This is a genomic window from Streptomyces laurentii (genome assembly GCF_040635425.1).
In the GTDB taxonomy this organism is placed as follows: Bacteria; Actinomycetota; Actinomycetes; order Streptomycetales; family Streptomycetaceae; genus Streptomyces; species Streptomyces laurentii.
In genome coordinates this window covers 1-20,891 of the sequence record NZ_JBEYHT010000001.1, presented here as the reverse complement: position 1 = coordinate 20,891, position 20,891 = coordinate 1, and the positions used below count along the sequence as shown (strand labels likewise).

23 protein-coding genes are annotated in these 20,891 nt (G+C 72.7%); 9 read left to right on the top strand and 14 right to left on the bottom strand.

The features are described 5' to 3' along the window. Positions 1 to 36 precede the first annotated feature (36 nt). Complete coding sequence (locus ABZ693_RS00115) at positions 37 to 1,170, top strand: Mrp/NBP35 family ATP-binding protein (RefSeq protein WP_359871590.1); 1,134 nt, start codon at positions 37 to 39, stop codon at positions 1,168 to 1,170. Between the two features lie 129 nt (positions 1,171 to 1,299). On the opposite strand, the gene ABZ693_RS00110 is transcribed toward ABZ693_RS00115, so the two are convergent. The 5 genes from ABZ693_RS00110 to sigE form a co-directional block, all read right to left on the bottom strand. Beyond that, positions 1,300 to 1,902: a hypothetical protein gene (locus ABZ693_RS00110; RefSeq protein ID WP_359871588.1), complete on the bottom strand. Its 603-nt coding sequence runs from the start codon at positions 1,900 to 1,902 to the stop codon at positions 1,300 to 1,302. Positions 1,903 to 1,976: 74 nt separating this feature from the next. Then, positions 1,977 to 2,483 carry a sec-independent translocase gene (locus ABZ693_RS00105; protein WP_359871586.1) on the bottom strand — a complete coding sequence of 169 codons (507 nt, stop codon included), beginning with the start codon at positions 2,481 to 2,483 and terminating at the stop codon, positions 1,977 to 1,979. A 94-nt stretch (positions 2,484 to 2,577) separates the two neighbouring features. After that, on the bottom strand, positions 2,578 to 4,368 hold the full coding sequence (locus tag ABZ693_RS00100; RefSeq protein ID WP_359871584.1) for a S1C family serine protease: 1,791 nt from the start codon (positions 4,366 to 4,368) through the stop codon (positions 2,578 to 2,580). Positions 4,369 to 4,476: 108 nt separating this feature from the next. Next, positions 4,477 to 5,166 carry a zf-HC2 domain-containing protein gene (locus tag ABZ693_RS00095; RefSeq protein WP_359871582.1) on the bottom strand — a complete coding sequence of 230 codons (690 nt, stop codon included), beginning with the start codon at positions 5,164 to 5,166 and terminating at the stop codon, positions 4,477 to 4,479. Further along, on the bottom strand, positions 5,163 to 5,921 hold the full coding sequence (sigE, locus tag ABZ693_RS00090; RefSeq protein ID WP_359871580.1) for an RNA polymerase sigma factor SigE: 759 nt from the start codon (positions 5,919 to 5,921) through the stop codon (positions 5,163 to 5,165). Before sigE ends, ABZ693_RS00095 begins: the two co-directional genes overlap by 4 nt. 104 nt (positions 5,922 to 6,025) lie before the next feature. Here sigE and ABZ693_RS00085 point away from each other — a divergent pair, with 104 nt between their 5' ends. Further along, complete coding sequence (locus tag ABZ693_RS00085) at positions 6,026 to 6,745, top strand: O-methyltransferase (RefSeq protein WP_359872101.1); 720 nt, start codon at positions 6,026 to 6,028, stop codon at positions 6,743 to 6,745. Between the two features lie 132 nt (positions 6,746 to 6,877). On the opposite strand, the gene ABZ693_RS00080 is transcribed toward ABZ693_RS00085, so the two are convergent. Continuing rightward, on the bottom strand, positions 6,878 to 7,045 hold the full coding sequence (locus ABZ693_RS00080; RefSeq protein WP_073809075.1) for a DUF3117 domain-containing protein: 168 nt from the start codon (positions 7,043 to 7,045) through the stop codon (positions 6,878 to 6,880). Between the two features lie 291 nt (positions 7,046 to 7,336). Here ABZ693_RS00080 and chcB point away from each other — a divergent pair, with 291 nt between their 5' ends. Beyond that, the gene (gene chcB, locus ABZ693_RS00075; protein WP_359871578.1) at positions 7,337 to 8,140 is read left to right on the top strand and encodes a 2-cyclohexenylcarbonyl CoA isomerase; all 804 of its coding nucleotides are present in this window, start codon (positions 7,337 to 7,339) and stop codon (positions 8,138 to 8,140) included. Positions 8,141 to 8,258: 118 nt separating this feature from the next. Here the strand turns inward: chcB and ABZ693_RS00070 are convergent, their stop codons facing one another. Together ABZ693_RS00070 and ABZ693_RS36130 are read right to left on the bottom strand one after the other, a co-directional pair. Continuing rightward, the gene (locus ABZ693_RS00070; RefSeq protein WP_359871576.1) at positions 8,259 to 8,849 is read right to left on the bottom strand and encodes a DNA-3-methyladenine glycosylase I; all 591 of its coding nucleotides are present in this window, start codon (positions 8,847 to 8,849) and stop codon (positions 8,259 to 8,261) included. After that, entirely contained in the window at positions 8,846 to 9,364 is a 519-nt protein-coding gene (locus ABZ693_RS36130) for a DivIVA domain-containing protein (protein WP_435842301.1), read from the bottom strand. The genes ABZ693_RS00070 and ABZ693_RS36130 overlap by 4 nt, the downstream gene beginning before the upstream one ends. A gap of 103 nt (positions 9,365 to 9,467) precedes the next feature. On the opposite strand from ABZ693_RS36130, the gene folP reads away from it, so the two are divergent. Next, positions 9,468 to 10,328, top strand: coding sequence for a dihydropteroate synthase (folP, locus tag ABZ693_RS00060; protein ID WP_359871574.1), 861 nt, complete (start codon positions 9,468 to 9,470; stop codon positions 10,326 to 10,328). 120 nt (positions 10,329 to 10,448) lie between these two features. On the opposite strand, the gene ABZ693_RS00055 is transcribed toward folP, so the two are convergent. Both ABZ693_RS00055 and dapE read right to left on the bottom strand, forming a co-directional pair. Then, positions 10,449 to 11,213: an LOG family protein gene (locus ABZ693_RS00055; RefSeq protein WP_359871572.1), complete on the bottom strand. Its 765-nt coding sequence runs from the start codon at positions 11,211 to 11,213 to the stop codon at positions 10,449 to 10,451. 79 nt (positions 11,214 to 11,292) lie between these two features. Beyond that, complete coding sequence (gene dapE / locus ABZ693_RS00050) at positions 11,293 to 12,405, bottom strand: succinyl-diaminopimelate desuccinylase (protein WP_359871570.1); 1,113 nt, start codon at positions 12,403 to 12,405, stop codon at positions 11,293 to 11,295. Positions 12,406 to 12,434: 29 nt separating this feature from the next. On the opposite strand from dapE, the gene ABZ693_RS00045 reads away from it, so the two are divergent. Together ABZ693_RS00045 and ABZ693_RS00040 are read left to right on the top strand one after the other, a co-directional pair. Next, positions 12,435 to 13,406 carry a VldE C-terminal domain-containing protein gene (locus ABZ693_RS00045; RefSeq protein WP_359871568.1) on the top strand — a complete coding sequence of 324 codons (972 nt, stop codon included), beginning with the start codon at positions 12,435 to 12,437 and terminating at the stop codon, positions 13,404 to 13,406. 412 nt (positions 13,407 to 13,818) lie between these two features. Beyond that, entirely contained in the window at positions 13,819 to 14,295 is a 477-nt protein-coding gene (locus tag ABZ693_RS00040; RefSeq protein WP_359871566.1) for an ATP-binding protein, read from the top strand. Positions 14,296 to 14,395: 100 nt separating this feature from the next. Here the strand turns inward: ABZ693_RS00040 and ABZ693_RS00035 are convergent, their stop codons facing one another. Beyond that, the gene (locus ABZ693_RS00035; RefSeq protein ID WP_359871564.1) at positions 14,396 to 15,490 is read right to left on the bottom strand and encodes a bifunctional succinyldiaminopimelate transaminase/glutamate-prephenate aminotransferase; all 1,095 of its coding nucleotides are present in this window, start codon (positions 15,488 to 15,490) and stop codon (positions 14,396 to 14,398) included. A 121-nt stretch (positions 15,491 to 15,611) separates the two neighbouring features. Further along, the gene (gene fdxA / locus ABZ693_RS00030; protein ID WP_031078476.1) at positions 15,612 to 15,932 is read right to left on the bottom strand and encodes a ferredoxin; all 321 of its coding nucleotides are present in this window, start codon (positions 15,930 to 15,932) and stop codon (positions 15,612 to 15,614) included. A 112-nt stretch (positions 15,933 to 16,044) separates the two neighbouring features. On the opposite strand from fdxA, the gene ABZ693_RS00025 reads away from it, so the two are divergent. The 3 genes from ABZ693_RS00025 (at position 16,045) to ABZ693_RS00015 (ending at position 18,599) form a co-directional block, all read left to right on the top strand. Continuing rightward, positions 16,045 to 17,103: a GNAT family N-acetyltransferase gene (locus ABZ693_RS00025; RefSeq protein ID WP_359871562.1), complete on the top strand. Its 1,059-nt coding sequence runs from the start codon at positions 16,045 to 16,047 to the stop codon at positions 17,101 to 17,103. Next, complete coding sequence (locus tag ABZ693_RS00020) at positions 17,100 to 17,918, top strand: transglutaminase family protein (protein WP_359871560.1); 819 nt, start codon at positions 17,100 to 17,102, stop codon at positions 17,916 to 17,918. Before ABZ693_RS00025 ends, ABZ693_RS00020 begins: the two co-directional genes overlap by 4 nt. Before the next feature lie 156 nt (positions 17,919 to 18,074). Then, the gene (locus ABZ693_RS00015; RefSeq protein ID WP_359871558.1) at positions 18,075 to 18,599 is read left to right on the top strand and encodes a hypothetical protein; all 525 of its coding nucleotides are present in this window, start codon (positions 18,075 to 18,077) and stop codon (positions 18,597 to 18,599) included. Positions 18,600 to 18,708: 109 nt separating this feature from the next. Here the strand turns inward: ABZ693_RS00015 and ABZ693_RS00010 are convergent, their stop codons facing one another. Beyond that, positions 18,709 to 19,650 carry a pseudouridine-5'-phosphate glycosidase gene (locus tag ABZ693_RS00010; protein WP_359871556.1) on the bottom strand — a complete coding sequence of 314 codons (942 nt, stop codon included), beginning with the start codon at positions 19,648 to 19,650 and terminating at the stop codon, positions 18,709 to 18,711. Between the two features lie 94 nt (positions 19,651 to 19,744). Then, positions 19,745 to 20,410: a uracil phosphoribosyltransferase gene (upp, locus tag ABZ693_RS00005; protein ID WP_359871554.1), complete on the bottom strand. Its 666-nt coding sequence runs from the start codon at positions 20,408 to 20,410 to the stop codon at positions 19,745 to 19,747. Between the last annotated feature and the right edge of the window lie 481 nt (positions 20,411 to 20,891).

Genomic DNA, 20,891 nt, shown 5'->3' with positions numbered 1-20,891 from the left:
TCACCGGCCGGTGGTGGTCGCCGTACCATCGGAGTCATGGCTACGGAAGACGCGGTGCGCGAAGCACTGGCGACGGTGAACGACCCCGAGATCAACAAGCCGATCACCGAACTCGGCATGGTGAAATCGGTGGACATCGGGTCCGACGGACGGGTCGCGGTGACGGTCTATCTGACGGTCTCCGGCTGCCCGATGCGCGAGACCATCACCCAGCGCGTGACGGACGCCGTCTCGCGCGTCGAGGGGGTCACCGGCGTCGACGTCTCCCTGGACGTGATGAGCGACGAGCAGCGCAAGGAGCTGGCGGCGGCGCTGCGCGGCACCACGGCCGAGCGCGAGGTCCCCTTCGCCAAGCCGGGCTCGCTGACCCGGGTCTACGCGGTCGCGTCCGGCAAGGGCGGCGTCGGCAAGTCCTCGGTGACGGTCAACCTGGCGGCGGCGATGGCGGCCGACGGGCTGAAGGTCGGTGTCGTGGACGCCGACATCTACGGCCACAGCGTGCCGCGCATGCTGGGCGTGGACGGCAAGCCGACCCAGGTCGAGAACATGATCATGCCGCCGTCGGCGCACGGCGTGAAGGTCATCTCCATCGGCATGTTCACCCCGGGCAACGCACCCGTCGTGTGGCGCGGCCCGATGCTGCACCGCGCGCTCCAGCAGTTCCTCGCCGACGTGTACTGGGGCGACCTGGACGTCCTGCTGCTCGACCTGCCCCCGGGCACCGGTGACATCGCGATCTCCGTGGCGCAGCTCGTGCCGAACGCGGAGATCCTGGTCGTCACCACTCCGCAGCAGGCGGCGGCCGAGGTCGCCGAGCGCGCCGGTTCGATCGCCGTGCAGACCCACCAGAAGATCGTCGGCGTCGTCGAGAACATGTCGGGCATGCCGTGCCCGCACTGCGACGAGATGGTCGACGTGTTCGGTACGGGCGGTGGCCGGAAGGTCGCCGAGGGCCTGACCAAGACCACCGGCGCCACCGTCCCGGTGCTCGGCTCCATCCCGATCGACGTCCGGCTGCGCGAGGGCGGCGACGAGGGCAAGCCGGTCGTCCTGTCCGACCCCGACTCCCCGGCGGGCCAGGCGCTGCGCACCATCGCGGGCAAGCTCGGCGGCCGTCAGCGCGGTCTGTCGGGCCTGAGCCTGGGCATCACGCCGCGCAACAAGTTCTGATCCGCGCGCGCCGTACGCGATCCGTGTACGGCGTGTGTACGTGAAGTGGGCGCCCCGGACCATCCGTCCGGGGCGCCCCTTCACGTGTACGTACGTGTCCCGTCGGGCCCGTCAGGCCCGTCAGGCTCCTCAGGAGTACGGGCCGAGGTCCTTCACCTGCGAGAAGGCGAGGCCGTACGCGCTCATGCCCCGCCCGTACGCGCCGATGTGCACGTCCGGGCCCGCGCCGGCCAGCACCCAGCCGAACTCGGTCTCGCGGTAGTGGAACGGCACCGGGACGCCGTCCACCGGCAGCGACAGCGTGGTCCAGGCGGGCCCGTCAAGGTCGTCGGCCAGCTCGAAGGCGGTCTCGGTCTGCTGGTCCAGCCAGTTGTCGCGCAGCGTGTGGTCGAGCTGCGCGGGCCAGGTGTGGGCGAGCAGCCCGGAGCCGGCCAGCCAGGCGGCCGAGGAGACCGTGGTGGCGTCCAGGAAGCCCGTACCGTCGCCGCTGCCGCCCACGGGGTGCGCGGCGACCGTCACGACGACCGTGAACCGTTCCTTCTCGGCGGTGCCCGCGTCGGACTTTATCGACGGCTCGTCACCGTGGCCCAGCGAACCGTGCCGCACGCTGCCGTCGGCCGCCGTCCCCACCCGCATCAGCCGGCGCGGGCCCGTGAAGGCCTCGTCGAGCCCGTACCAGGCGAAGGGGGCGCGTAGGAAACCGTCGGTTTCCACCCCGCGCGTCGTCGTCATCTCGGCCGCCTCCTCGTTCGTCGACAGAGGCGAGGATAGCCACCGCGGAGCGCGGTACCGGTGACGGGCCGTCGTCAGGTGGCGTCGGAGTCGTACGGCGGGTGCTCGGTCGTGCCCGGCTTGTCCTGCTTCTTCAGGAGGTCGGGCGTGCCGTCGGCCTTCTTCAGGAGGTCGGGCGTGCCGTTGACGGCCGTCGGCGCGGCGACCGGGGCGGCCTGGGATGCCTGGGAAGACGTCGCCACGGCCGGGGTGTCGCGGCCGTGGACGGCGTCGGCGACGTCGCTCATCTCCTTGCGGAGGTCGAAGGAGGAACGGAGCTCGTTCAGTTCCTTCAGGTCGTCGTTCTCCGCGAGCTGCTTGCGGATGAAGTTCTTGGGGTTGAGGTCCTCGAACTCGAAGTCCTTGAACTCCGGTCCCAGCTCGCTGCGGATGTCGGCCTTGGCGCCGTCGGAGAACTCGCGGATCTTGCGGACGAAGCGGGAGACGTCCTGGATCAGCTTCGGCAGCTTGTCCGGGCCGAAGATGAGCACGGCGAGCACCACGAGCGTCACCAGCTCGAGTGCGCCTATGTCGTTGAACACCCTGTCGCTCCTTCTCGCCGGTCCCGGGCGGCCCGCTCCACGGTACCCGCCGAATTTGTCCGGCGGGTACCGCGTGATGTCCTCCAGGTGGCCGTCAGGCGCCGGTGGAGGACCCCAGCGTCAAGGTCTTTGTCTGCTCTTTGCCGTCGCGTGTCACGGTGAGCTTCAGGGTGTCGCCCGGACGGTGGGCGCGGATCTTCACGATCAGCTCCTCGCCACTGTGCACGCGCTGGCCGTCGACCTTGGTGATGACGTCGCCGGACCGGAATCCGGCCTTGTCGGCGGGCCCGTCGGGGGTGACGGAGGGGGCGCCGCCGGCGCCCTTCGCGCCGACCCGGGCGCCGTCGCCGGTGTAGCGCATGTCGAGGCTCACACCGATGACCGGGTGGGTGGCCTTGCCGGTGTTGATGAGCTCCTCGGCGACCCGCTTGCCCTGGTTGATGGGGATGGCGAAGCCGAGGCCGATGGAACCGGACTGGCCGCCTTCGGGGTCGGCGCCGCCGCCGGCCGCGCGGATGGCGCTGTTGATGCCGATGACCCGGGCGGCGGAGTCGACGAGCGGGCCGCCGGAGTTGCCCGGGTTGATCGGCGCGTCGGTCTGGAGCGCGTCGACGTAGCTGACGTCGCTGCCGTCGCCCTTCTCGCCGCCCGCGGTGATCGGGCGCTCCTTGGCGCTGATGATGCCGGAGGTGACGGTGTTGGACAGGTCGAAGGGGGCGCCGATGGCGACGACGGGGTCGCCCACGCGCACGTTGTCGGAGTTGCCGAGCGCCAGCGGCTTGAGGCCGGAGACCCCGGACACCTTGATGACGGCGAGGTCGTAGCCGGTGTCGCGGCCGATCAGCTTGGCGCGGGCGGACTCGCCGTTGCTGAAGGTGACGGAGATCTCGCCGGAGGACGCGGCGGCGTCGACGACATGGTTGTTGGTGAGGATGTGGCCGCGGGTGTCGAGCACGAAGCCGGTGCCGGTGCCGGCCGAGCCGCCGCCGCTGACGTGGATGGTGACGACGCTGGGCAGCGCGGTGGCGGCGATCCCGGCGACGCTGTCGGGGGCGCGGCCGATGTCCTTGGTGTCGGACTGGGGCAGCTCGATGGCGGAGATGCCGCCGTGCCGCTCCACGTACGCGCCGACCCCGCCGCCGATCACGCCGGTGACGAGGGCGAACGCCAGCGCGCAGACGAGCGCGAGTCCGCGCCGCGGCTTGCGGGGCGGCTTGCCGGCGCCCGGGAGGACGGGCTGGGCGCCCCACGGGTCGTACGCGGGACCGACCGGCGGCCCGGCGGGCGGCGCCGGGGGTACGGGGCCGGGCGCGGGCGCGTGAACGGCGCCGGGCGGGGCGGGTACGGGTGGGGCCGGTACGGGCGCGGGGCCCTGCGGCATCGCGGCCGCGGGCGGCATGGGCCGCTGGACGGGCGGCGCGGGGGCCCAGGGGCCCGGTTCGCCGTACGGCGGTGTCGCGTACGGGTCGGGAGCGTGCAGCGGCTGCGGGGCCTGCTGCTGTGGCGGTACGGGCGCGGGGCCCGGGTCCGGGTGCGCGACGGGCTCGGCGGGCACGGGCTCCGGGGCCTCGGCCGCCGGCGCGTCGGTCGCCTGCGCGGCCGGGACGACGGGCGCGGGCACCACGGGCTCGGCAGGCACCACCGGCTCGGGCACGACGGGCGCGGGCGCCTGAGGGGGCGTCGACTCGGGCGCGGCCGGCACGTCCGCGGCCGGGTCCGACGCGGGAGTGGGTGCGGGTGCCGACGCGGGTTCCGGGGCCGCCGCCGGGGCCGCGAGCGTGAAGTCGGCGTCGTCCGCCGGTTCAGGAGGTCCGTCCGGTCTGGCGTCCGTGCCCGTGGCCGTGGTCGAGGTACGGCTCCACCACGTCGGCTTCCCGTTCTTCATGCGCTCCCCGCAACAGATGACCTGTCCGCGCCGCCCGCGTCGTCGGACGGCGCGCCCCTAGGCCGTGTCTTCACACGGCCTCGCCCCTGGATTCAACCAGGTCGTCCGTCAGCGGTGGGAGGGACTCGGGGCCGGGGTGGAGGTCGGGCCGGGTCCGGGCTGGTAGGAGAGCCGCAGCGCCGGGTTCATCGGACGGGCGAACGGGGACAGTTCGAGACGGGCCGGGATGACCGTCGGCGGCGCGGGCTCCGGGGTCGCGTCACGGCGCGAGCCGGACGCGAAGGTCGCCGGGGCGCGCAGCGGGGTCACGGTGCTGCCGCTCTGGCCGCCGCGTGCCGTGTCGAAGGTCAGCGTGCCGCCGAGGGCGATCGCGGCGAACGAGACCGCGCTGGCCGCCGCGAACGCGAAGCGTCTGCCCCGCCACGAGGAACGGTCGCCGACCTCGTGGATGGGGAAGCCGCCGTCCGGGGTGACGGGCGCGGCCGTGGCGAAGCCGTCGGCGCGCACACCGCCCTCACGCAGCAGGTCGTCGAAGGGTCCCCCCTGGTCGAGCGGTCCCCCCGGCAGCCCCTGGAGGCGGGCGAGGAGCCCGGCCGAGGGCGGTGGGGGCGCGCTGGACGCGAAGACGCTCTTCAGGGTGCGCTGGGCGTCGGCCTCGGCCTTGCAGCGGGGGCAGGTCGCCAGATGCGCGAGGACCCGTTCACGGGTGTCATGGCCGAGCTCGCCGTCGACGAGCGCGGCGAGCCGGTCCCCGAGGTGCTGTTCCGCGGGGGTAGGTGACGGACTGGTGCCGCTCACGCCGCTCCGCCCTCCCCTCCGACGGTGGCGAGGGCACGCTCCTGGCGCGCCTCGGGCGAACGGTGCTTGAGGGCCTTGCGCAGGTGCGAGCGGCCGCGGTGGATCCGGCTGCGGACCGTGCCGAGCTTCACGCCGAGGGTCGCGGCGATCTCCTCGTACGACAGTCCCTCGATGTCGCAGAGCACGACCGCGGCGCGGAACTCGGGCGCGAGGGTGTCGAGGGCCTGCTGCACGTCGGCGTCGAAGTGCGTGTCGTTGAAGGCCTGCTGCGGGGACGGCTCACGGCTGGGCAGCCGCTCGGCGGCGTCGTCGGCGAGCGCGTCGAAACGGATGCGCTGCTTGCGGCGCACCATGTCCAGGAACAGGTTCGTGGTGATGCGGTGCAGCCAGCCCTCGAAGGTGCCCGGCGTGTACGACGACAGGGAACGGAAGACCCGGACGAACACTTCCTGGGTCAGGTCCTCGGCGTCGTGCTGGTTGCCGGTGAGGCGGTACGCGAGACGGTAGACACGACCGCTGTGCGTGCTGACGATCTCCTCCCAACTGGGAGGGGTCCATGCCTGCGCGTCCGCCTCGGAGGCGAAGGTCGCGGTGGTGGGCGCGGAGTCGGCGGCGCGGGAACGGTCAGCGGTGTCGGTCACGGATTTCGGCTCACCCGCTGATCTGAGAAGACGCCGAAGCACTCCTCCCCGATCCACAGGCGCAGCCGCACCTCCCCTGTCGGCTCTGGTGGTGTCCAGTGGAGTCCCTACCATAGCCACCTCGCCCGTTAGCTCCGGATAAAACTCTTTACGCGAATTTGGGACGGGCTCATCCGCCGTCCCGGCGTCGCTTCCTGCCCTTGTGAACGCGCGGTCCCATCTGCGGGTTCCCGCGTCCAGCGGATACAGTCGACGCCGTCCGTCAACTACGGGGACAGCCAGGGGAACAGGAGAGGGCCATTACCGCCAACCGGCAGACGAGTCTGGCGTTCGCCGACGCCTTTGTCGCCGAGGCCGAAGCGCTGCTCTGGGCCCGTGACCGCGCCGACGAGGCGAACATTCCCTCGGTGTCGTCGGGCACCGGTGCGGCCCTGCGCCTGCTGGCCGCGACGGCGGACGCCAAGGCGGTGGCGGAGATAGGCACCGGCACGGGCGTGTCCGGGATCTATCTGCTGCTCGGCATGCGTCCGGACGGCGTGCTGACCACCGTGGACATGGAGCCGGAGCGGCAGGCGCACGCGAAGGCGGCGTTCCGCGCGGCGGGCTTCGCCGGCAACCGGGCCCGGTTCATCCCGGGCCGCGCCCTCGAAGTGCTGCCGCGGCTCGCGGACGGCGGCTACGACCTCGTGTTCTGCGACGGTGACCGGCTGGAGCTGCTGGACTACCTCGACGAATCGATGCGGCTGCTGCGGCCCGGCGGTCTGGTCTGCTTCGAGGGTGTCTTCGCCGACGGCCGGACGGTCGACTCGGCGGCCCAGCCGGCCGAGGTGCAGCGCATCCGCGAGCTGCTGCGGACCGTACGGGAGAGCCGTGAGCTGCTCCCCACCCTGCTGCCGGTGGGCGACGGCCTGCTGTGCGCCGTGCGCCGGGGCGCCTGACCCCGTACGTCCTTCACGACCCGGCCGTCCGCGCGCGGCGGGGCGGACCGCTGTCCGGCCCCCGGTACACCACTGCCCCGGTGCGGTGGGTACCGCACCGGGGCAGAAGCGGAAATACGCGACTGGGCGTGACTAGCCGACGACCTGCTTCAGTGCGTCGCCGAGTGCCTGGGCCTCGTCCGGGGTCAGCTCGACTACGAGCCGGCCGCCGCCTTCGAGCGGAACGCGCATGACGATGCCCCGCCCCTCCTTGGTCACCTCGAGCGGGCCGTCACCCGTCCGCGGCTTCATGGCCGCCATGCTCGTTCCCCTTCCTGAAACCAGCTCATCGTCAGCATCGAACACGATTGCTTCCCGGTCATTATCCCGCATCACAGGACCCGATGACCAACATCAGCAGGCATCGCTTCCGCAACGCGCTTTCACAAAGCCACACATTTCGCCGTTCCACCTGCGATACTTCGCCACTGCCGGCCCCTCGCCGGGTCCTGATTTGTTGACGCAGCTCACATGCGCGGACCGGCCGATCGCGACGTGATCTCCGCCATGCTGAGCGGGTCAACGACGCGAAAAGGCGAAGGGAAACCCGCGATGGCCGACACGGTGCTGTACGAGGTGAGCGACGGACTCGCCACCATCACCCTCAACCGCCCCGAGGCCATGAACGCGATGAACGTCGCCGCCAAGGTCGCGCTGCGCGACGCGGCGGAGGCGGCCGCCGCCGACCCGGCCGTCCGCGCGGTGCTCCTCACCGCCGCCGGCGAGCGGGCGTTCTGCGTGGGCCAGGACCTCAAGGAGCACGTGGGCCTGCTCCAGGCCGACGACGAGGCCGGCACCCACCACACCATGAACACGGTGCGGGACCACTACAACCCGATCGTCCGCGCGCTGACCGGCATGGCGAAGCCGGTCGTCGCGGCGGTCAACGGCGTGGCCGCCGGCGCGGGCTTCGGCTTCGCGCTCGCCGCGGACTACCGGATCGTCGCGGAGACCGCCTCCTTCAACACGTCCTTCGCCGGGGTGGCGCTCACCGCCGACTCCGGCATGTCCTGGACGCTGCCGCGCCTGATCGGCCCGAGCCGCGCCGCCGACCTGCTGCTCTTCCCCCGTACGCTCACCGCGCAGGAGGCGTACGAGCTGGGCATCGTGAACCGGCTGGTCCCGGCGGACGCGCTCGCCGAGGAGGCCGCGAAGACCGCCCGCAAGCTCGCCTCGGGCCCGACGCTCGCCTACGCGGCGCTGAAGGAGTCCCTGGCGTACGGCGCGGACCACTCGCTCGCCGAGGCCCTGGAGAAGGAGGACGAGCTCCAGACGAAGGCGGGCTCGTCGGAGGACCACCGGATCGCGGTGCGCGCCTTCCTCGCCAAGGAGAAGCCGAAGTACGTCGGCCGCTGAGCCTCCCGGCACACAGCCCCGTGCGCGACCCACGCGCGCGGGGCTGTTCCTTTGGCACGCCCGTCAGGCAGGTCCTAGGTGTATTGACCCGCGTGAACAACCCTGTGGGTCAATACACCTAGCGGCCGGCGCCGCGGGCGAAGCAGTCCGCCACGTGGTCGTCGACCAGACCGCAGGCCTGCATCAGGGCGTACGCCGTCGTCGGGCCGATGAACTTCAGACCGCGCTTCTTCAGGGCCTTGGCCAGGGCCTTCGACTCGTCCGTCACGGCCGGGACGTCGGCGATCGTGGCCGGGACCGGGCGGTTCTCGGCGTCGGGGGCGTACGACCAGATCAGCGTGTCCAGTTCGCCCGGCTCCCAGTCGGCGAGGACGCGCGCGTTGGCGAGGGTGGCGTCGATCTTGGCGCGGTTGCGGATGATCCCCTCGTCGGCGAGCAGCCGGGTGCGGTCGTCCTCGCCGAAGCCCGCCACCTCGGCGATCTCGAAGCCGGCGAACGCCGTCCGGAAGGTCTCGCGGCGGCGCAGGATCGTGATCCAGGACAGGCCGGACTGGAAGGCCTCCAGGCACAGCCGCTCGAAGAGCGCGTCGTCGCCGTGGACGGGGCGGCCCCACTCCTCGTCGTGGTACGCGACGTAGTCCTCGGTGGACAGTCCCCAGGGGCAGCGGAGCAGGCCGTCCGGCCCCGCGATGGCCGTTCCGTCGCTCACGCCGCGTCCTCCTTGCCGTTCGCCGCGGCCGCGTCCGTCGCCGTGCCGGCCGCCGGCTCGTCCTGCTTCTCGTCCTGGTTCCCGTCCGGCGCCTTGTCCGTCAGGTCGCCCGCCACGTCGTCGGCCACGTCGTCCGTCACGTCGTCCGTCACCTTGTCCATCGTCACGCCGGGAGTCCCGCCGTCCGCGGCATCGTCGGCCGGCGTCCCGTCACTCCCGCTCCGGGCGGCCGCGAGCGCCGCCTCCAGGTCCGCGATCCGGGCGTCCCGCTCCGCGAGTTCGGCGTCGAGACGGTCCAGGACGTCGTCCACGTCCGCCATCCGGTAGCCGCGGGCGGTGACCGGGAGCCGCAGTGCCTCGATGTCGCCGCGGGCGACCGGCCGGGTCAGCGGCAGCGGATCCACCAGCTGTTCGGGGGCGGCCTCGGGCAGGACCTCGCTCTCGCCGCCGCCGACCACCGCAAGGGTGACCGCCGCGACGACCACGACCATCGTGATCAGCAGAAACCAGAACACCTGCGCGCCTCTCCCGTCCGTGGAAAACGTCCGGTGCCGATCGTGCCATGCGCCACTGACGGTTAGGGTCGCAGGCGAACGGACGCGAGGGAGGACAAAAGGGATGCTGCGCTTGGGACGGCGAGAATTCGGGCCGCACGAGCCGGTGATCATGGCGATCGTGAACCGGACCCCGGACTCCTTCTACGACCAGGGCGCGACGTTCCGGGACGAGCCGGCGCTCGCCCGGGTCGAGCGGGCCGTGGCCGAGGGAGCGGCGATCGTCGACATCGGCGGGGTCAAGGCGGGCCCCGGCGAGGAGGTCACCGCCGAGGAGGAGGCGCGCCGCACGGTCGGCTTCGTCGCCGAGGTACGCCGCCGTCACCCGGACGTGGTGATCAGCGTGGACACCTGGCGGGCGGACGTCGGCGAGGCGGTGTGCGAGGCGGGCGCGGACCTGCTCAACGACGCGTGGGGCGGGGTCGACCCGCGGCTCGCGGAGGTCGCGGCGCGGTACGGCGCGGGCCTGGTGTGCACGCACGCGGGCGGCGCGGAGCCGCGTACCCGGCCGCACCGGGTGGAGTACGAGGACGTGATGGCCGACATCCTGAAGGTGACGGTCGGGCTCGCGGAGCGGGCGGTCGCGCTCGGCGTACGGCGGGACGGGATCATGATCGACCCGGGTCACGACTTCGGGAAGAACACCCGGCACAGCCTGGAGGCGACGCGCCGGCTCGGCGAGATGACGGACACCGGATGGCCGGTGCTCGTGTCGCTGTCGAACAAGGACTTCGTGGGCGAGACGCTGGACCGGCCGGTCAAGGAGCGGGTGCTCGGCACTCTCGCGACGACGGCCGTGAGCGCGTGGCTGGGCGCCCGGGTGTACCGGGTGCACGAGGTCGCGGAGACGCGGCAGGTCCTCGACATGGTGGCGTCGATCGCGGGCCACCGCCCGCCCGCCGTGGCCCGGCGCGGCCTCGCGTAGCCGTACGCACGCCGTGTACGCCCGTACACGCGCGTACACGCGCGTAGGGGCACGAGAACGCGTGACGGACGCGAGACGGGCGGGGCATATGCGCCCCGCCCCTCCCCCCGGGAGCGGGTTCTACCGCCGGTGCTCCTTGGTGCCGGCTTCCTTCGTCACCAGCGCCACCGCCTCGTCGACGTCGTCCGTGACGTGGAAGAGGAGCAGGTCGTGTTCGGCCGCCTTGCCGCCGGCGACGACGGAGTCGCGCAGCCAGTCGACGAGGCCCTTCCAGTACGCCGTGCCGAACAGGACGATCGGGAAGCGGGTGACCTTGCGGGTCTGCACGAGGGTGAGCGCCTCGAACAGTTCGTCGAGGGTGCCGAGGCCGCCCGGCAGGACGACGAAGCCCTGCGCGTACTTCACGAACATCGTCTTGCGGACGAAGAAGTAGCGGAAGTTCACGCCGATGTCGACGTGCGGGTTGAGGCCCTGTTCGAAGGGCAGCTCGATGCCGAGGCCGACCGAGACGCCCTTGGCCGCCCGGGCGCCCTTGTTCGCCGCCTCCATGGCGCCGGGGCCGCCGCCCGTGATCACCGCGAAGCCCGCCTCGACGAGCGCGCGGCCGATCCGCTCGGCGGCGTCGTAGTCGGGCGTGTCGGGCAGCGTGCGGGCGGAGCCGAAGACGCTGATCGCACTGGGCAGTTCGGCGAGGGCGCCGAAGCCCTCCACGAACTCGGACTGGATGCGCATGACCCGCCAGGGGTCGGTGTGCACCCACTCCGAGTCGCCCTCGGTGTCGAGCAGCCGCTGGTCGGTCGTGCCGGGCTGGACTTGTTCACGCCGCCGGAGCACCGGTCCCAGCCGCTGCTCCACCGGCTTGCTCGGCTCGCGGGGTACGCCCATGGCCTGCTCCTTTCACCGTCCATTGATCGTCCCGGTCAGGTTAGGACGCGTCAGGTGAAGAAGACTCGAATTGCCGGAATCAATCGGTGAGCCATTCGCGAAGCCGTGCCTCGCAGTGGTGGATCCGCTCGACGTGCACGTGCTCGTCCCGCTTGTGGGCGTAGAGCGGGTCGCCGGGGCCGTAGTTGACCGCCGGGACGCCGAGCGCGCTGAAGCGGGCGACGTCGGTCCAGCCGAACTTCGGCTGCGCGGTGCCGCCGACCGCCTTCATGAAGGCCGCGGCGGCGGGGTGGGACAGGCCGGGCAGTGCGCCGGGGCTCTCGTCGTCGATCTCGAACTCGGCGATGTCGCAGTCCGCGAAGACCTCGCGCACGTGGGCGAGGGCCTCGGCCGGGGAGAGGTCGGGGGCGTAGCGGTAGTTGACGGTGACGACGCACGCGTCGGGGATGACGTTGGTGGCGACGCCGCCCTCGATGCCGACCGCGTTGAGGCCCTCGTGGTACTCCAGGCCGTCGATGACCGGCTTGCGCGGCTCGTACGCGGCGAGCCGGGCCAGGATCGGGGCGGCGGTGTGGATGGCGTTGGAGCCCATCCAGGAGCGGGCGGAGTGGGCCCGCTCGCCCGCGGTGTGCAGCTTGACCCGCAGGGTGCCCTGGCAGCCGCCCTCGACCTGCCCGTAGGAGGGTTCGAGGAGGACGGCGAAGTCGCCCGCGAGCCAGTCCGGGTGGGCCTCGACGACCTTGCCGAGACCGTTGAGGTGGGCGGCGACCTCCTCGTTGTCGTAGAAGACGAAGGTGAGGTCGCGGTTGGGGACGGGCACGGTGGCGGCGATCCGCAGCTGGACGGCGACGCCGGACTTCATGTCGGAGGTGCCGCAGCCCCACAGGACGCCTTCGTCGTCGAGGCGGGAGGGGACGTTGTCGGCGATCGGCACGGTGTCGATGTGGCCGGCGAGGACGACCCGCTCGGGGTGACCGAGGGTGGTGCGGGCGACGACGTTGTTGCCGAACCGGTCGACGGTGAGGTGCGGCAGGGCGCGCAGGGCGTTCTCGATGGCGTCGGCGAGTGGCTTCTCCGTCCCGCTGACGGACGGGACGTCGACGAGTGCCGCGGTCAGCGCGGCGCCGTCGAGCGTGAGGTCCAGCACGGGTGCGGGGTCGGCGGAAGGGGCGGAGGAAGCGGTGTCGGCCATGTGCCGACCCTATCCCCGCCTCCAGTACGGTGGGGCGCGTGTCCGAGCCCCGCCGTGTCCCCGCCCCCGCCCGCCGCGGCCGCGCCGTCCGGTTCGCGGCGGCGTTCTCCGCACTCCTGGGCGTGGCCGCCTATGTGACGCTGCACGACGTGACGGGCAGCATGGGCCCGCCGCGGTGCGTGATCGGAAGCGGGCAGAACCGCTACGAGTTCACGCCCGAGCAGGCGTCGAACGCGGCGACCGTCGCGGCGGTGGGCAGCGCCCGCGGACTGCCGGAGCGGGCGGTGACGATCGCGCTCGCCACCGCGCTCCAGGAGTCGGCGCTGCGCAACATCGAGCACGGCGACCGGGATTCGCTCGGCTTGTTCCAGCAACGGCCCTCGCAGGGCTGGGGGACGCCGGAGCAGATCCTCGACCCGGTGTACGCGTCGACGAAGTTCTACGAGGGCCTGGAGAAGGTCCCGGGCTATTCGCGGCTGCCGCTGACGGTGGCGGCGCAGAAGGTGCAGCGCAGCGGTTTCCCGCAGGCGTACGCGAAGCACGAGCCGGACGCCACGCTGCTGTCGGCGGCGCTGACCGGCCGCGCGCCGGCCGCGCTGAGCTGCACGGCCGACGCGACGGAGGGGCGGCCGGGCGATCCGGCGCGGGTGCGGGACGAGCTGGTGAGGGCGTTCGGCGCGCGGTCCGCGCCGAAGACGAGGCCGGGGGCGGAGTCGGAGCGGGCCGCGGGAGCGCCCGGCTCGGCCGCCGGGGGCGCGCCGGCGGCGCGGGTGGAGCTGACGGTGCCGGTCCGCGAGACCCGGGTCCCGCGGGCGGAGCGGGGCTGGGCGCTGGCGCAGTGGGCGGTGGCGCGGGCGGAGGAGCTGCGCATAGCCGAGGTGGTCTACGGGGACCGGAGGTGGGTCGCGGACGCGTCCTCGGGCGGCTGGGAGCCGGTACGGGGCGGCGCGGGCACGCGGGGCACGGACGGCTCGTCCGTGCGGCTCACGCTGGCGCGTTAGCGGGGCGGTTCGGGCCGGTCCCCGGCTGCGTCCGTGGAAGCGGTGGTCATATGCCGATCCGTCCGGACGCACGTGCGGCAGAGGACACCCGCCCCTGACCGTCGTGCGGCATATGCGCCTCCCACGGCCTTCTCGGGCAGCCGTACGACGGATCCCCCGGGCGCGTCATCCGCGCCCCCGCCTCACCCCCTCCTCCCGATCTTCCGTCGGAGGCCCCTCGACCGCCTCGATCCCCTTACGGGACAAGGGAAGTGACGGTTCGGCGGCCGTCGGCACGTTGAGTGCGTTCGTCCGCTTTCCTCCCCACCCGACAATACGACGCATTACCCAGTCTTTACCTTCGGCGTCCGCAACCTTCCCCGCCCCGGGGCCGGTTGTCACCGCGTCATATCCACTCCGCCGAAGGAGCATCATGTCCCTCCCCCTGACCCGTCGGATCGCCCAGGCCGCCCTCCTCGTCGCGGCCGGCGCAGCCCCCGTGGTCGGCGCGGCCGGTGTCGCGAGCGCCACGGAGCCCTCCCTCGCCCCGGCCGCCGGCGCCCTGACGGGTCTGACCTCCCTGGACACGTCCAACGCCGGAAACGCCGTCGACGCCGCCGCGCAGACCGCCACCAGCACTGTCGGCAAGACCGGCGGCAAGGTCGCCGACTCGGCCGTCCCGGCCGCCGGCAAGGTCGCCGACTCGGCCGTCCCGGCCGCCGGCAAGGTCGTCGGCCAGGCCGGCAAGACCGCCACCCCCGCCGCCCAGAAGATCGTCGGCGACACCGCCGGCCAGGCCGGCAAGACCGTCGGCGAGGCCGCGGGTGCCGCGGGCGGCGGCAAGGGCAAGGGCAAGGGCGGCGGCCTGCCGGGCTCGGGCCTGATCGGCGGCCTCCCGATCGGCCACTGACGGTTCCGTACCGCCACGGCGCACACCGAGGCCCGGGAAACACGCGTGAAACGTGCTTCCCGGGCCTCTGCCGTGTCCGTGAGGTCCCGCGGCGCCGGGATCAGCCCAGCCGCTTGACCGCCGCGTCGACCCGCTCGTCCGTCGCCGTGAACGCGACCCGGACGAACCGCTCCCCCGCCACCCCGTAGAAGTCGCCGGGCGCCACCAGGATGCCCTTCTCGGCCAGGTACGCCACCGTGTCCCAGCACGGCTCGTCCCGCGTCGCCCACAGGTACAGGCTGGCCTCACTGTGCTCGATCCGGAAGCCGTGCGCCTCCAGCGCGCCCCGCAGCGCCGCCCGCCGGGCCGCGTACCGCGCGCGCTGCTCGGCCACGTGCGCGTCGTCCCCGAGCGCCGCGACCGTCGCCGCCTGCACCGGCGCGGCGGTCATCATGCCGCCGTGCTTGCGGATCAGCAGCAGCTCGCCCAGGACCGCGGCGTCGCCGGCGATGAACGCCGCGCGGTAGCCCGCCAGGTTGGAGCGCTTGGAGAGCGAGTGGACGGCCACGACGCCCTCGTACGAGCCGCCGCACACGTCCGGGTGCAGCACGGAGACCGGGTCGGCCTCCCAGCCCAGCTCCAGGTAGCACTCGTCGGCGAAGACCAGCACGCCGTGCTCGCGCGCCCAGGCCACGATCCGGGTCAGTTCGTCCTTGCCGAGCACCCGCCCGGTGGGGTTGGACGGCGAGTTGAGCCACAGCAGCTTCAGCCCGGCCGGGTCCAGCTCCGTGGGGTCGTCGTAGACGACGGGCTCCGCGCCGCACAGCCGCGCGCCCACCTCGTACGTCGGGTAGGCGAGCCGCGGGTAGGCGACCTTGTCGCCCGCGCCGAGGCCGAGCTGGGTCGGCAGCCAGGCCACCAGCTCCTTGGAGCCGACGACCGGGAGCACGTTCTCATGGGCGAGGTCCACCGCGCCGAGCCGCCGTGCGCACCAGCCGGTGAGCGCGTCCCGCAGTTCCTTCGTCCCCCACACCGTGGGATAGCCCGGCGAGTCGGCGGCCGCGACCAGCGCCTCCTGGATCAGCGCGGGGACCGGGTCCACCGGGGTGCCCACGGACAGGTCCACGATGCCGTCCGGGTGGGCGGCGGCGGTGGCCTTGTAGGGCTCCAGCCGGTCCCAGGGGAAGACGGGCAGACGCGAAGAGACGGCGCTCACGATGTGGCTCACTTCCTCGTACGTACACGCCGGCCGGAACCCGACCGGAGCATGTCGGTCCAAACGCGCCGGTCCCGTACAGCGGCGAGGCCGTACGGGACCGGGCGGAATATCGGAGTGCTCAGCCGTTCTGCGGCGGCAGGGCGGCGATGAAGGGGTGGTCCCGCTCGATCAGGCCCAGCTTGGAGGCGCCACCGGGCGAACCGAGATCGTCGAAGAACTCGACGTTCGCCTTGTAGTAGTCCTTCCACTCCTCCGGAGTGTCGTCCTCGTAGAAGATCGCCTCGACCGGGCAGACCGGCTCACAGGCGCCACAGTCGACACATTCGTCCGGGTGGATGTACAAGGATCGCTGGCCCTCGTAGATGCAGTCGACGGGGCACTCCTCGATGCACGCCTTGTCCTTCACGTCGACACAAGGCTGCGCGATGACGTAGGTCACGCTGTCGTTCCTCCTCGGTAGGGCTGGTCTGCGCGGGAGCGCGGCGTCGTCGATGCCCACCCCTAGTATCTCCGTTCTCGGGGGCGATCCGAACAGGAGGGGCGCAGAAGGCGTGGAATTCATCGGCGGCGGACGGCTTGACATCCGCATTACCACTGCTGACGTGGGAAAACGTGTCTCGGTTCGGTACGTGACGGACTCACGAGTTCCAGGTGAGCACTTCACGGACGCGGTCGGGGTGCTCACCTCATGGGACTCCGGCGTGTTGCTGATCACACGAAGGACGGGTGACACCGTCCGCGTCGCCGAGGACAGGCTCGCCGCGGGCAAGGTCGTCCCCGCCGCTCCCGCGCGCCGCCGCGGCCCCGCCGCCTCCTTCCCCGAACTGGCCCGGGTCACGGCGCGCGGCTGGCAGCCGCTGGAGAGCGAACCGCTCGGCGACTGGACGCTGCGGGCCGCCGCCGGCTTCACCCGGCGGGCCAATTCGGTCCTCCCGCTCGGCGACCCCGGCCTCCCGCTGGACGCCGCCCTGGAGCACGTACGCGCGTGGTACGCGGCCCGCGGGCTGCCCGCGTACGTCCAGGCCGCGACCGGCGCCGAGGGCACCCAGGAGGTGCTCTGCGCGGAACTGGAACGGCGCGACTGGGTACGGGAGGTGTCCGCCGAGGTACGGATCGCGGGCCTCGCGCCGCTCGACGACACGGACGCCGACGTCTCGGCCGTCCGGCTGGGCCGCTCGGTCGACGACCCGTGGCTGCGCCGCTACCAGCGGACCGGGGAGCCCGGCCCGCATGTGACCAAGGTCCTCGGCAGCGGCCCGAGTGTGTGGTTCGCTTCCGTCGCGGGCACCGATGACGTACCGGCGGCGATCGGACGCTGCGTGGTGGACGGACGCTGGGCCGGCTTCATGGCGGTCGAGGTCGCCTCCGCGCACCGCCGCCGGGGCCTGGCGACGGCCGTCATGACGGCGCTCGCCCGCCGGGCGCTGGAGGAGGGCGCGTCGGCGGCCTGGCTCCAGGTCGAGGCGGACAACGACGGCGCCCGCGCGCTGTACGACGGGATGGGCTTCACCGTGCACCACCACTACCACCACTACCGCCCCCGGGCCGCGGCCGCGGATCTCCCGACGACAGACGATCGGGGGCCGGGCGACCAGGGGACGGACGCGTGACCGACTGGCGGCGGGAGTTCGCGGAGGAGGCCCGGTCCGACCGGCCCGATCTCGCCCGGCTCTGCCTGCTGGTGGGCGCGGTCGCCGACCCGGAGCTGACCCAGGCCGACCTCGACCTCGCGGAGGTCGAACTCGACCGGCTCGCCGGGCTCGTGCCGTACGGGACGCGGGGCGCCGACGCGTGGGTGGCGGCGCTGTCCGAGCTGCTCGGCCGGCGCGAGGGCTTCCAGGGCGTCGACGCCGACTACCAGCGGCTGGAGTCCTCGCTGCTGCACGAGGTGCTGAGACGGCGGCGCGGGCTGCCGATCCTGCTGTCGGTGGTGTGGCTGGAGGTGGCCCGCCGGGCCGGGGCGCCGGTGTACGGGCTCGGGCTGCCCGGTCACTTCGTGGTCGGCTTCGGCGACCCGGCCGAGCTCCGGCTGGCCGATCCGTTCGCCGGCGGGCGGCCGATGACGGGCACGGACGCCGAGCTCATCGTCACGAGCGCCACCGGCGAGGCCCTCGACCCGTCGATGCTGCGGCCCGCGACGGCGCCGGCGATCGTGCTGCGCATCCTCAACAACATCCGCGCGTGGGCCGCCTCCCGGCCCGAGCGTTCCGGGGTCGCGCTATGGGCGGTCGAACTGTCGCTGCTGCTGCCCTCGCATCCGGCCCGGCTGCGTTACGAGCGGGCCGAACTGCTCGTACAGCGCGGCGACTTCCTCACCGGCGCGGCCGAGATGGAGGCGTACGCGACGGTCATGGACGCGGTCGAGCCGAGCGCGGCGGAGGCGATCCGGCGGCGCGCGAAGGCGGCGCGGGCGCTGCTCAACTGACGGCCGGACGGATCCGGGGCCGGAAAGCGGAACTTTCCGGGCCCGGCCGTTCGTTCCGCCGTCGACCTGTATCTCGTTTATCTCGTTCGGTGTTCGGTGTTCGGTGTTCGAAGTGTGCGCGACGGCGGAGCCGTTGTCGGGGGAAGTGAGCAAACCATGGCCATGGTCGGCCTGTTCTGGATCGCCGAGGGCGACGTCTACGTGGGCGCCAAGCCGGCCGGCCACGCGCCCGGCGTGCGGCTGGCCGACGAGGGCGTGACGGGCCTCGGCGACGGACAGTCCCAGCTGTATCCGTGGGAGGACATCCGCTCCCTGACGGTGGCGGACATACCCATGAAGACCCTGATCCGCCAGGTCGGCACGGTCACGGGGATGGCCCTGGAGACGGTGAAGGAGATCGCCCTGCCCGGCATGGGCGGCGGGATCGAGGCCCCGCCGCTGCTGCTGGTGCGGGTGGGAACCGAGGGCGGCGAGCGGAACCTGGCGGCGTACGTCGCGGCCTCCTCCGGCTACCCGCAGAGCGAGGTGGACCTCTCCCTGGCGCTCCTGAACCGCCTCACGGAGGGCGCGGCGACGATGGAGACGACGCTCGCGGCGATGGCGGCGTGGGGGCGCGCCTGGGAGGGCGGGACGCCGCGCCGCTCGGAGCGCGAGGAACTGCTGCGGAAGTGGCTGGGCTAGGACCTGCGCCGGGGGGACAGGCCGTGGGCGACGCCGTGGCGCCGCCCGGCCCGTAGCCCCTTCGTCCTCCTCCTCCGCTGGCCTCGTCCCCTGTCCTCCTATGCGCCGGTCAGCCGGCGGCCTGCCGGTGACGGGCGTAGGCGGCGGCCATGCGGCCGCCGACCTCGGCGGTGGAGATGAGGACAGCCATGTTGGCCTGCGCGGTACGGCCTCCGGTGGCCCGGTCGACGGCGTGCATCAGGTACTTGGTCAGCCCCTGGCCCGTGACCTGGTCCCGCTCGGCCTGGGCGAGGGCCTCGGCGATGGCGGCCTCGGCCTGGACGGGGTCGACGGCGTCCTCGGCGCGCGGGGGCGCGGTGATGACGACGGCCCCGGGGTGCCCGGTGGCCCAGTGGGTGGCGACGACGCGGGCGATCAGATCCTCGTCGTCGATGCGGTGCGGGGCCTTCACGCCGCTGGAGGCGCAGTAGAAGGCGGGGAAGTCGTCCGAGCCGTGGGAGACGACCGGGACGCACTGGGTCTCCAGGTACTCCATGGTCAGCTTCAGGTCGAGGATCATCTTGGCGCCGGCGCAGACGACGGCGACCTTGGAGCGGGTCAGCTGGATCAGGTCCGAGGAGACGTCCATGGTGGTCTCGGCGCCCCGGTGGACGCCACCGAGGCCGGCGGAGGCGAAGAACGCGATCCCGGCGAGTTCGGCGGCGACGAGCGAGGACGCGACGGTGGTGGCGCCCCGTATGCCGCGCGCCAGGACCACGGGGAGATCGCGGCTGGACACCTTGGGGATACCGGACGTGGACGCGAAGCGTTCGATGTCGTCCGCGCTCATGCCGACGCGGATCGCGCCGTCCTCGACGCAGATGGTCGCGGGGACCGAGCCGCCCTTGCGGACGGCGGCCTCGACCTGGAGCGCGGTCTCGACGTTGTGCGGGTAGGCCAGGCCGTGCGTGATGACGTTGGATTCGAGGGCGACGACGGGACGTCCCTCGTGCAGGGCCTCGCGGACCTCTTCGGCGTAGACGACGGGGATCGTGGGGCTGGGCGGGGTCATCGCGTTCCTTCGATCGGGAGAGCGGTGGGGCGGGTGCGGCGGTACGGCGGGAGGCCGGGCGGGCCGGAAGGGCCGGGAAGGCCGGGAGGGCCGCTCATGTCCGGGCACCGCAGTCGGTGGTGCCGAAGTAGCGGTCGCCGAAGTCGCCGATGCCGGGGATCATGAACGCGTGCTCGTTGAGCCGTTCCTCGACGGCGCTGGTCACGATCTTCACGTGGGGGCGCTCGGCGCCGACCCGGGCGATGCCCTCGGGCGACGAGATGAAGTTGACCATGATGATGCGGTCCTCGCTCACGCCGGCGTCCTTGAGGACGTCGATGGCGGCGAGCGCGGAGCCGGCGGTGGCCAGCATGGGTTCGAGCAGCAGGACGTGCCGGTCGGCGATGTCCTCGGGCAGGTGGCTGTAGTAGAGGTGCGGCAGCTTGGTCTGCTTGTCGCGCTGGATGAGGATCTTGCCGATCCGGATGCCGGGGTGGATGTCGCGCAGCTCGCCTTCCAGGGCCTCGCCGGCCCGGATCACGGGGACGGCGCAGATCTTGGTGGCGAACTCGAGCCCGTCGTAGGTGACGCCGACGGGCGTGGTGACCTGTTTCTTGGTGAACGGCAGCAGGTCGAGGCCGTGTTCGAGCAGTAGCCGCATGACACGCCGGGCGTAGAACACGAAGTCCTCGTGGGCGCAGTCGCGGTCACGGATGATCGTGTGGATGGCGCGCAGCTGATCCGTCTGCGGCAGCAGATGAACGTGGGGGGTCGCGGTCACAGCACACTCCTGAAGGTCGATACCGCCAGGCGGAGCCCGGGGGGGGTGGGACGTCCGCCGTCGTTCCTGTCCTCAGTCGCACAAACCTGGTATGCGCATGTCACCCCAGTGTCGGCAGGCGCGGAGTTCCCCCTCAAAGCCATGTCCAAGGAGTGGACGCACCGGTGGACACCGGGTGGAGGTGCCGGAGGCCGAGGTCCCGGTGGGTTTCCGGTGTGGCCGCCCGCCAGGGGCGAGCGGCGACCCGGTGACCGGTGGGGCCGGGTGTCGCTCCGGCAGTCGGGATGTGTGCGGCCCGGCGGGTGGGGGCTCGGTTTGCGGCCAGGGTGAATGGCCCGTCTCCGCCGGTTCGGGGTGCGCGGCAACGCGATGGGGCGGCCGGCTGTCTCATCGACAGCCGGCTCCCTGTCGTAGGTGAACTCCCGAAGCCAGAGCCGCAGGGCCTCCGCCATCGGCCGGTTCTCCCGCCCCGGATCGAGGG

Excerpts from the sequence above, each read along its gene's own strand:
- ABZ693_RS00115 (WP_359871590.1), top strand. The coding sequence starts at position 37 with ATGGCTACGGAAGACGCGGTGCGCGAAGCACTGGCGACGGTGAACGAC.
- ABZ693_RS00110 (WP_359871588.1), bottom strand. The coding sequence starts at position 1,902 with ATGACGACGACGCGCGGGGTGGAAACCGACGGTTTCCTACGCGCCCCC.
- ABZ693_RS00100 (WP_359871584.1), bottom strand. The coding sequence starts at position 4,368 with ATGAAGAACGGGAAGCCGACGTGGTGGAGCCGTACCTCGACCACGGCC.
- sigE (WP_359871580.1), bottom strand. The coding sequence starts at position 5,921 with ATGGTAGGGACTCCACTGGACACCACCAGAGCCGACAGGGGAGGTGCG.
- ABZ693_RS00080 (WP_073809075.1), bottom strand. The coding sequence starts at position 7,045 with ATGGCGGCCATGAAGCCGCGGACGGGTGACGGCCCGCTCGAGGTGACC.
- chcB (WP_359871578.1), top strand. The coding sequence starts at position 7,337 with ATGGCCGACACGGTGCTGTACGAGGTGAGCGACGGACTCGCCACCATC.
- folP (WP_359871574.1), top strand. The coding sequence starts at position 9,468 with ATGCTGCGCTTGGGACGGCGAGAATTCGGGCCGCACGAGCCGGTGATC.
- ABZ693_RS00055 (WP_359871572.1), bottom strand. The coding sequence starts at position 11,213 with ATGGGCGTACCCCGCGAGCCGAGCAAGCCGGTGGAGCAGCGGCTGGGA.
- dapE (WP_359871570.1), bottom strand. The coding sequence starts at position 12,405 with ATGGCCGACACCGCTTCCTCCGCCCCTTCCGCCGACCCCGCACCCGTG.
- ABZ693_RS00040 (WP_359871566.1), top strand. The coding sequence starts at position 13,819 with ATGTCCCTCCCCCTGACCCGTCGGATCGCCCAGGCCGCCCTCCTCGTC.
- ABZ693_RS00015 (WP_359871558.1), top strand. The coding sequence starts at position 18,075 with ATGGCCATGGTCGGCCTGTTCTGGATCGCCGAGGGCGACGTCTACGTG.
- ABZ693_RS00010 (WP_359871556.1), bottom strand. The coding sequence starts at position 19,650 with ATGACCCCGCCCAGCCCCACGATCCCCGTCGTCTACGCCGAAGAGGTC.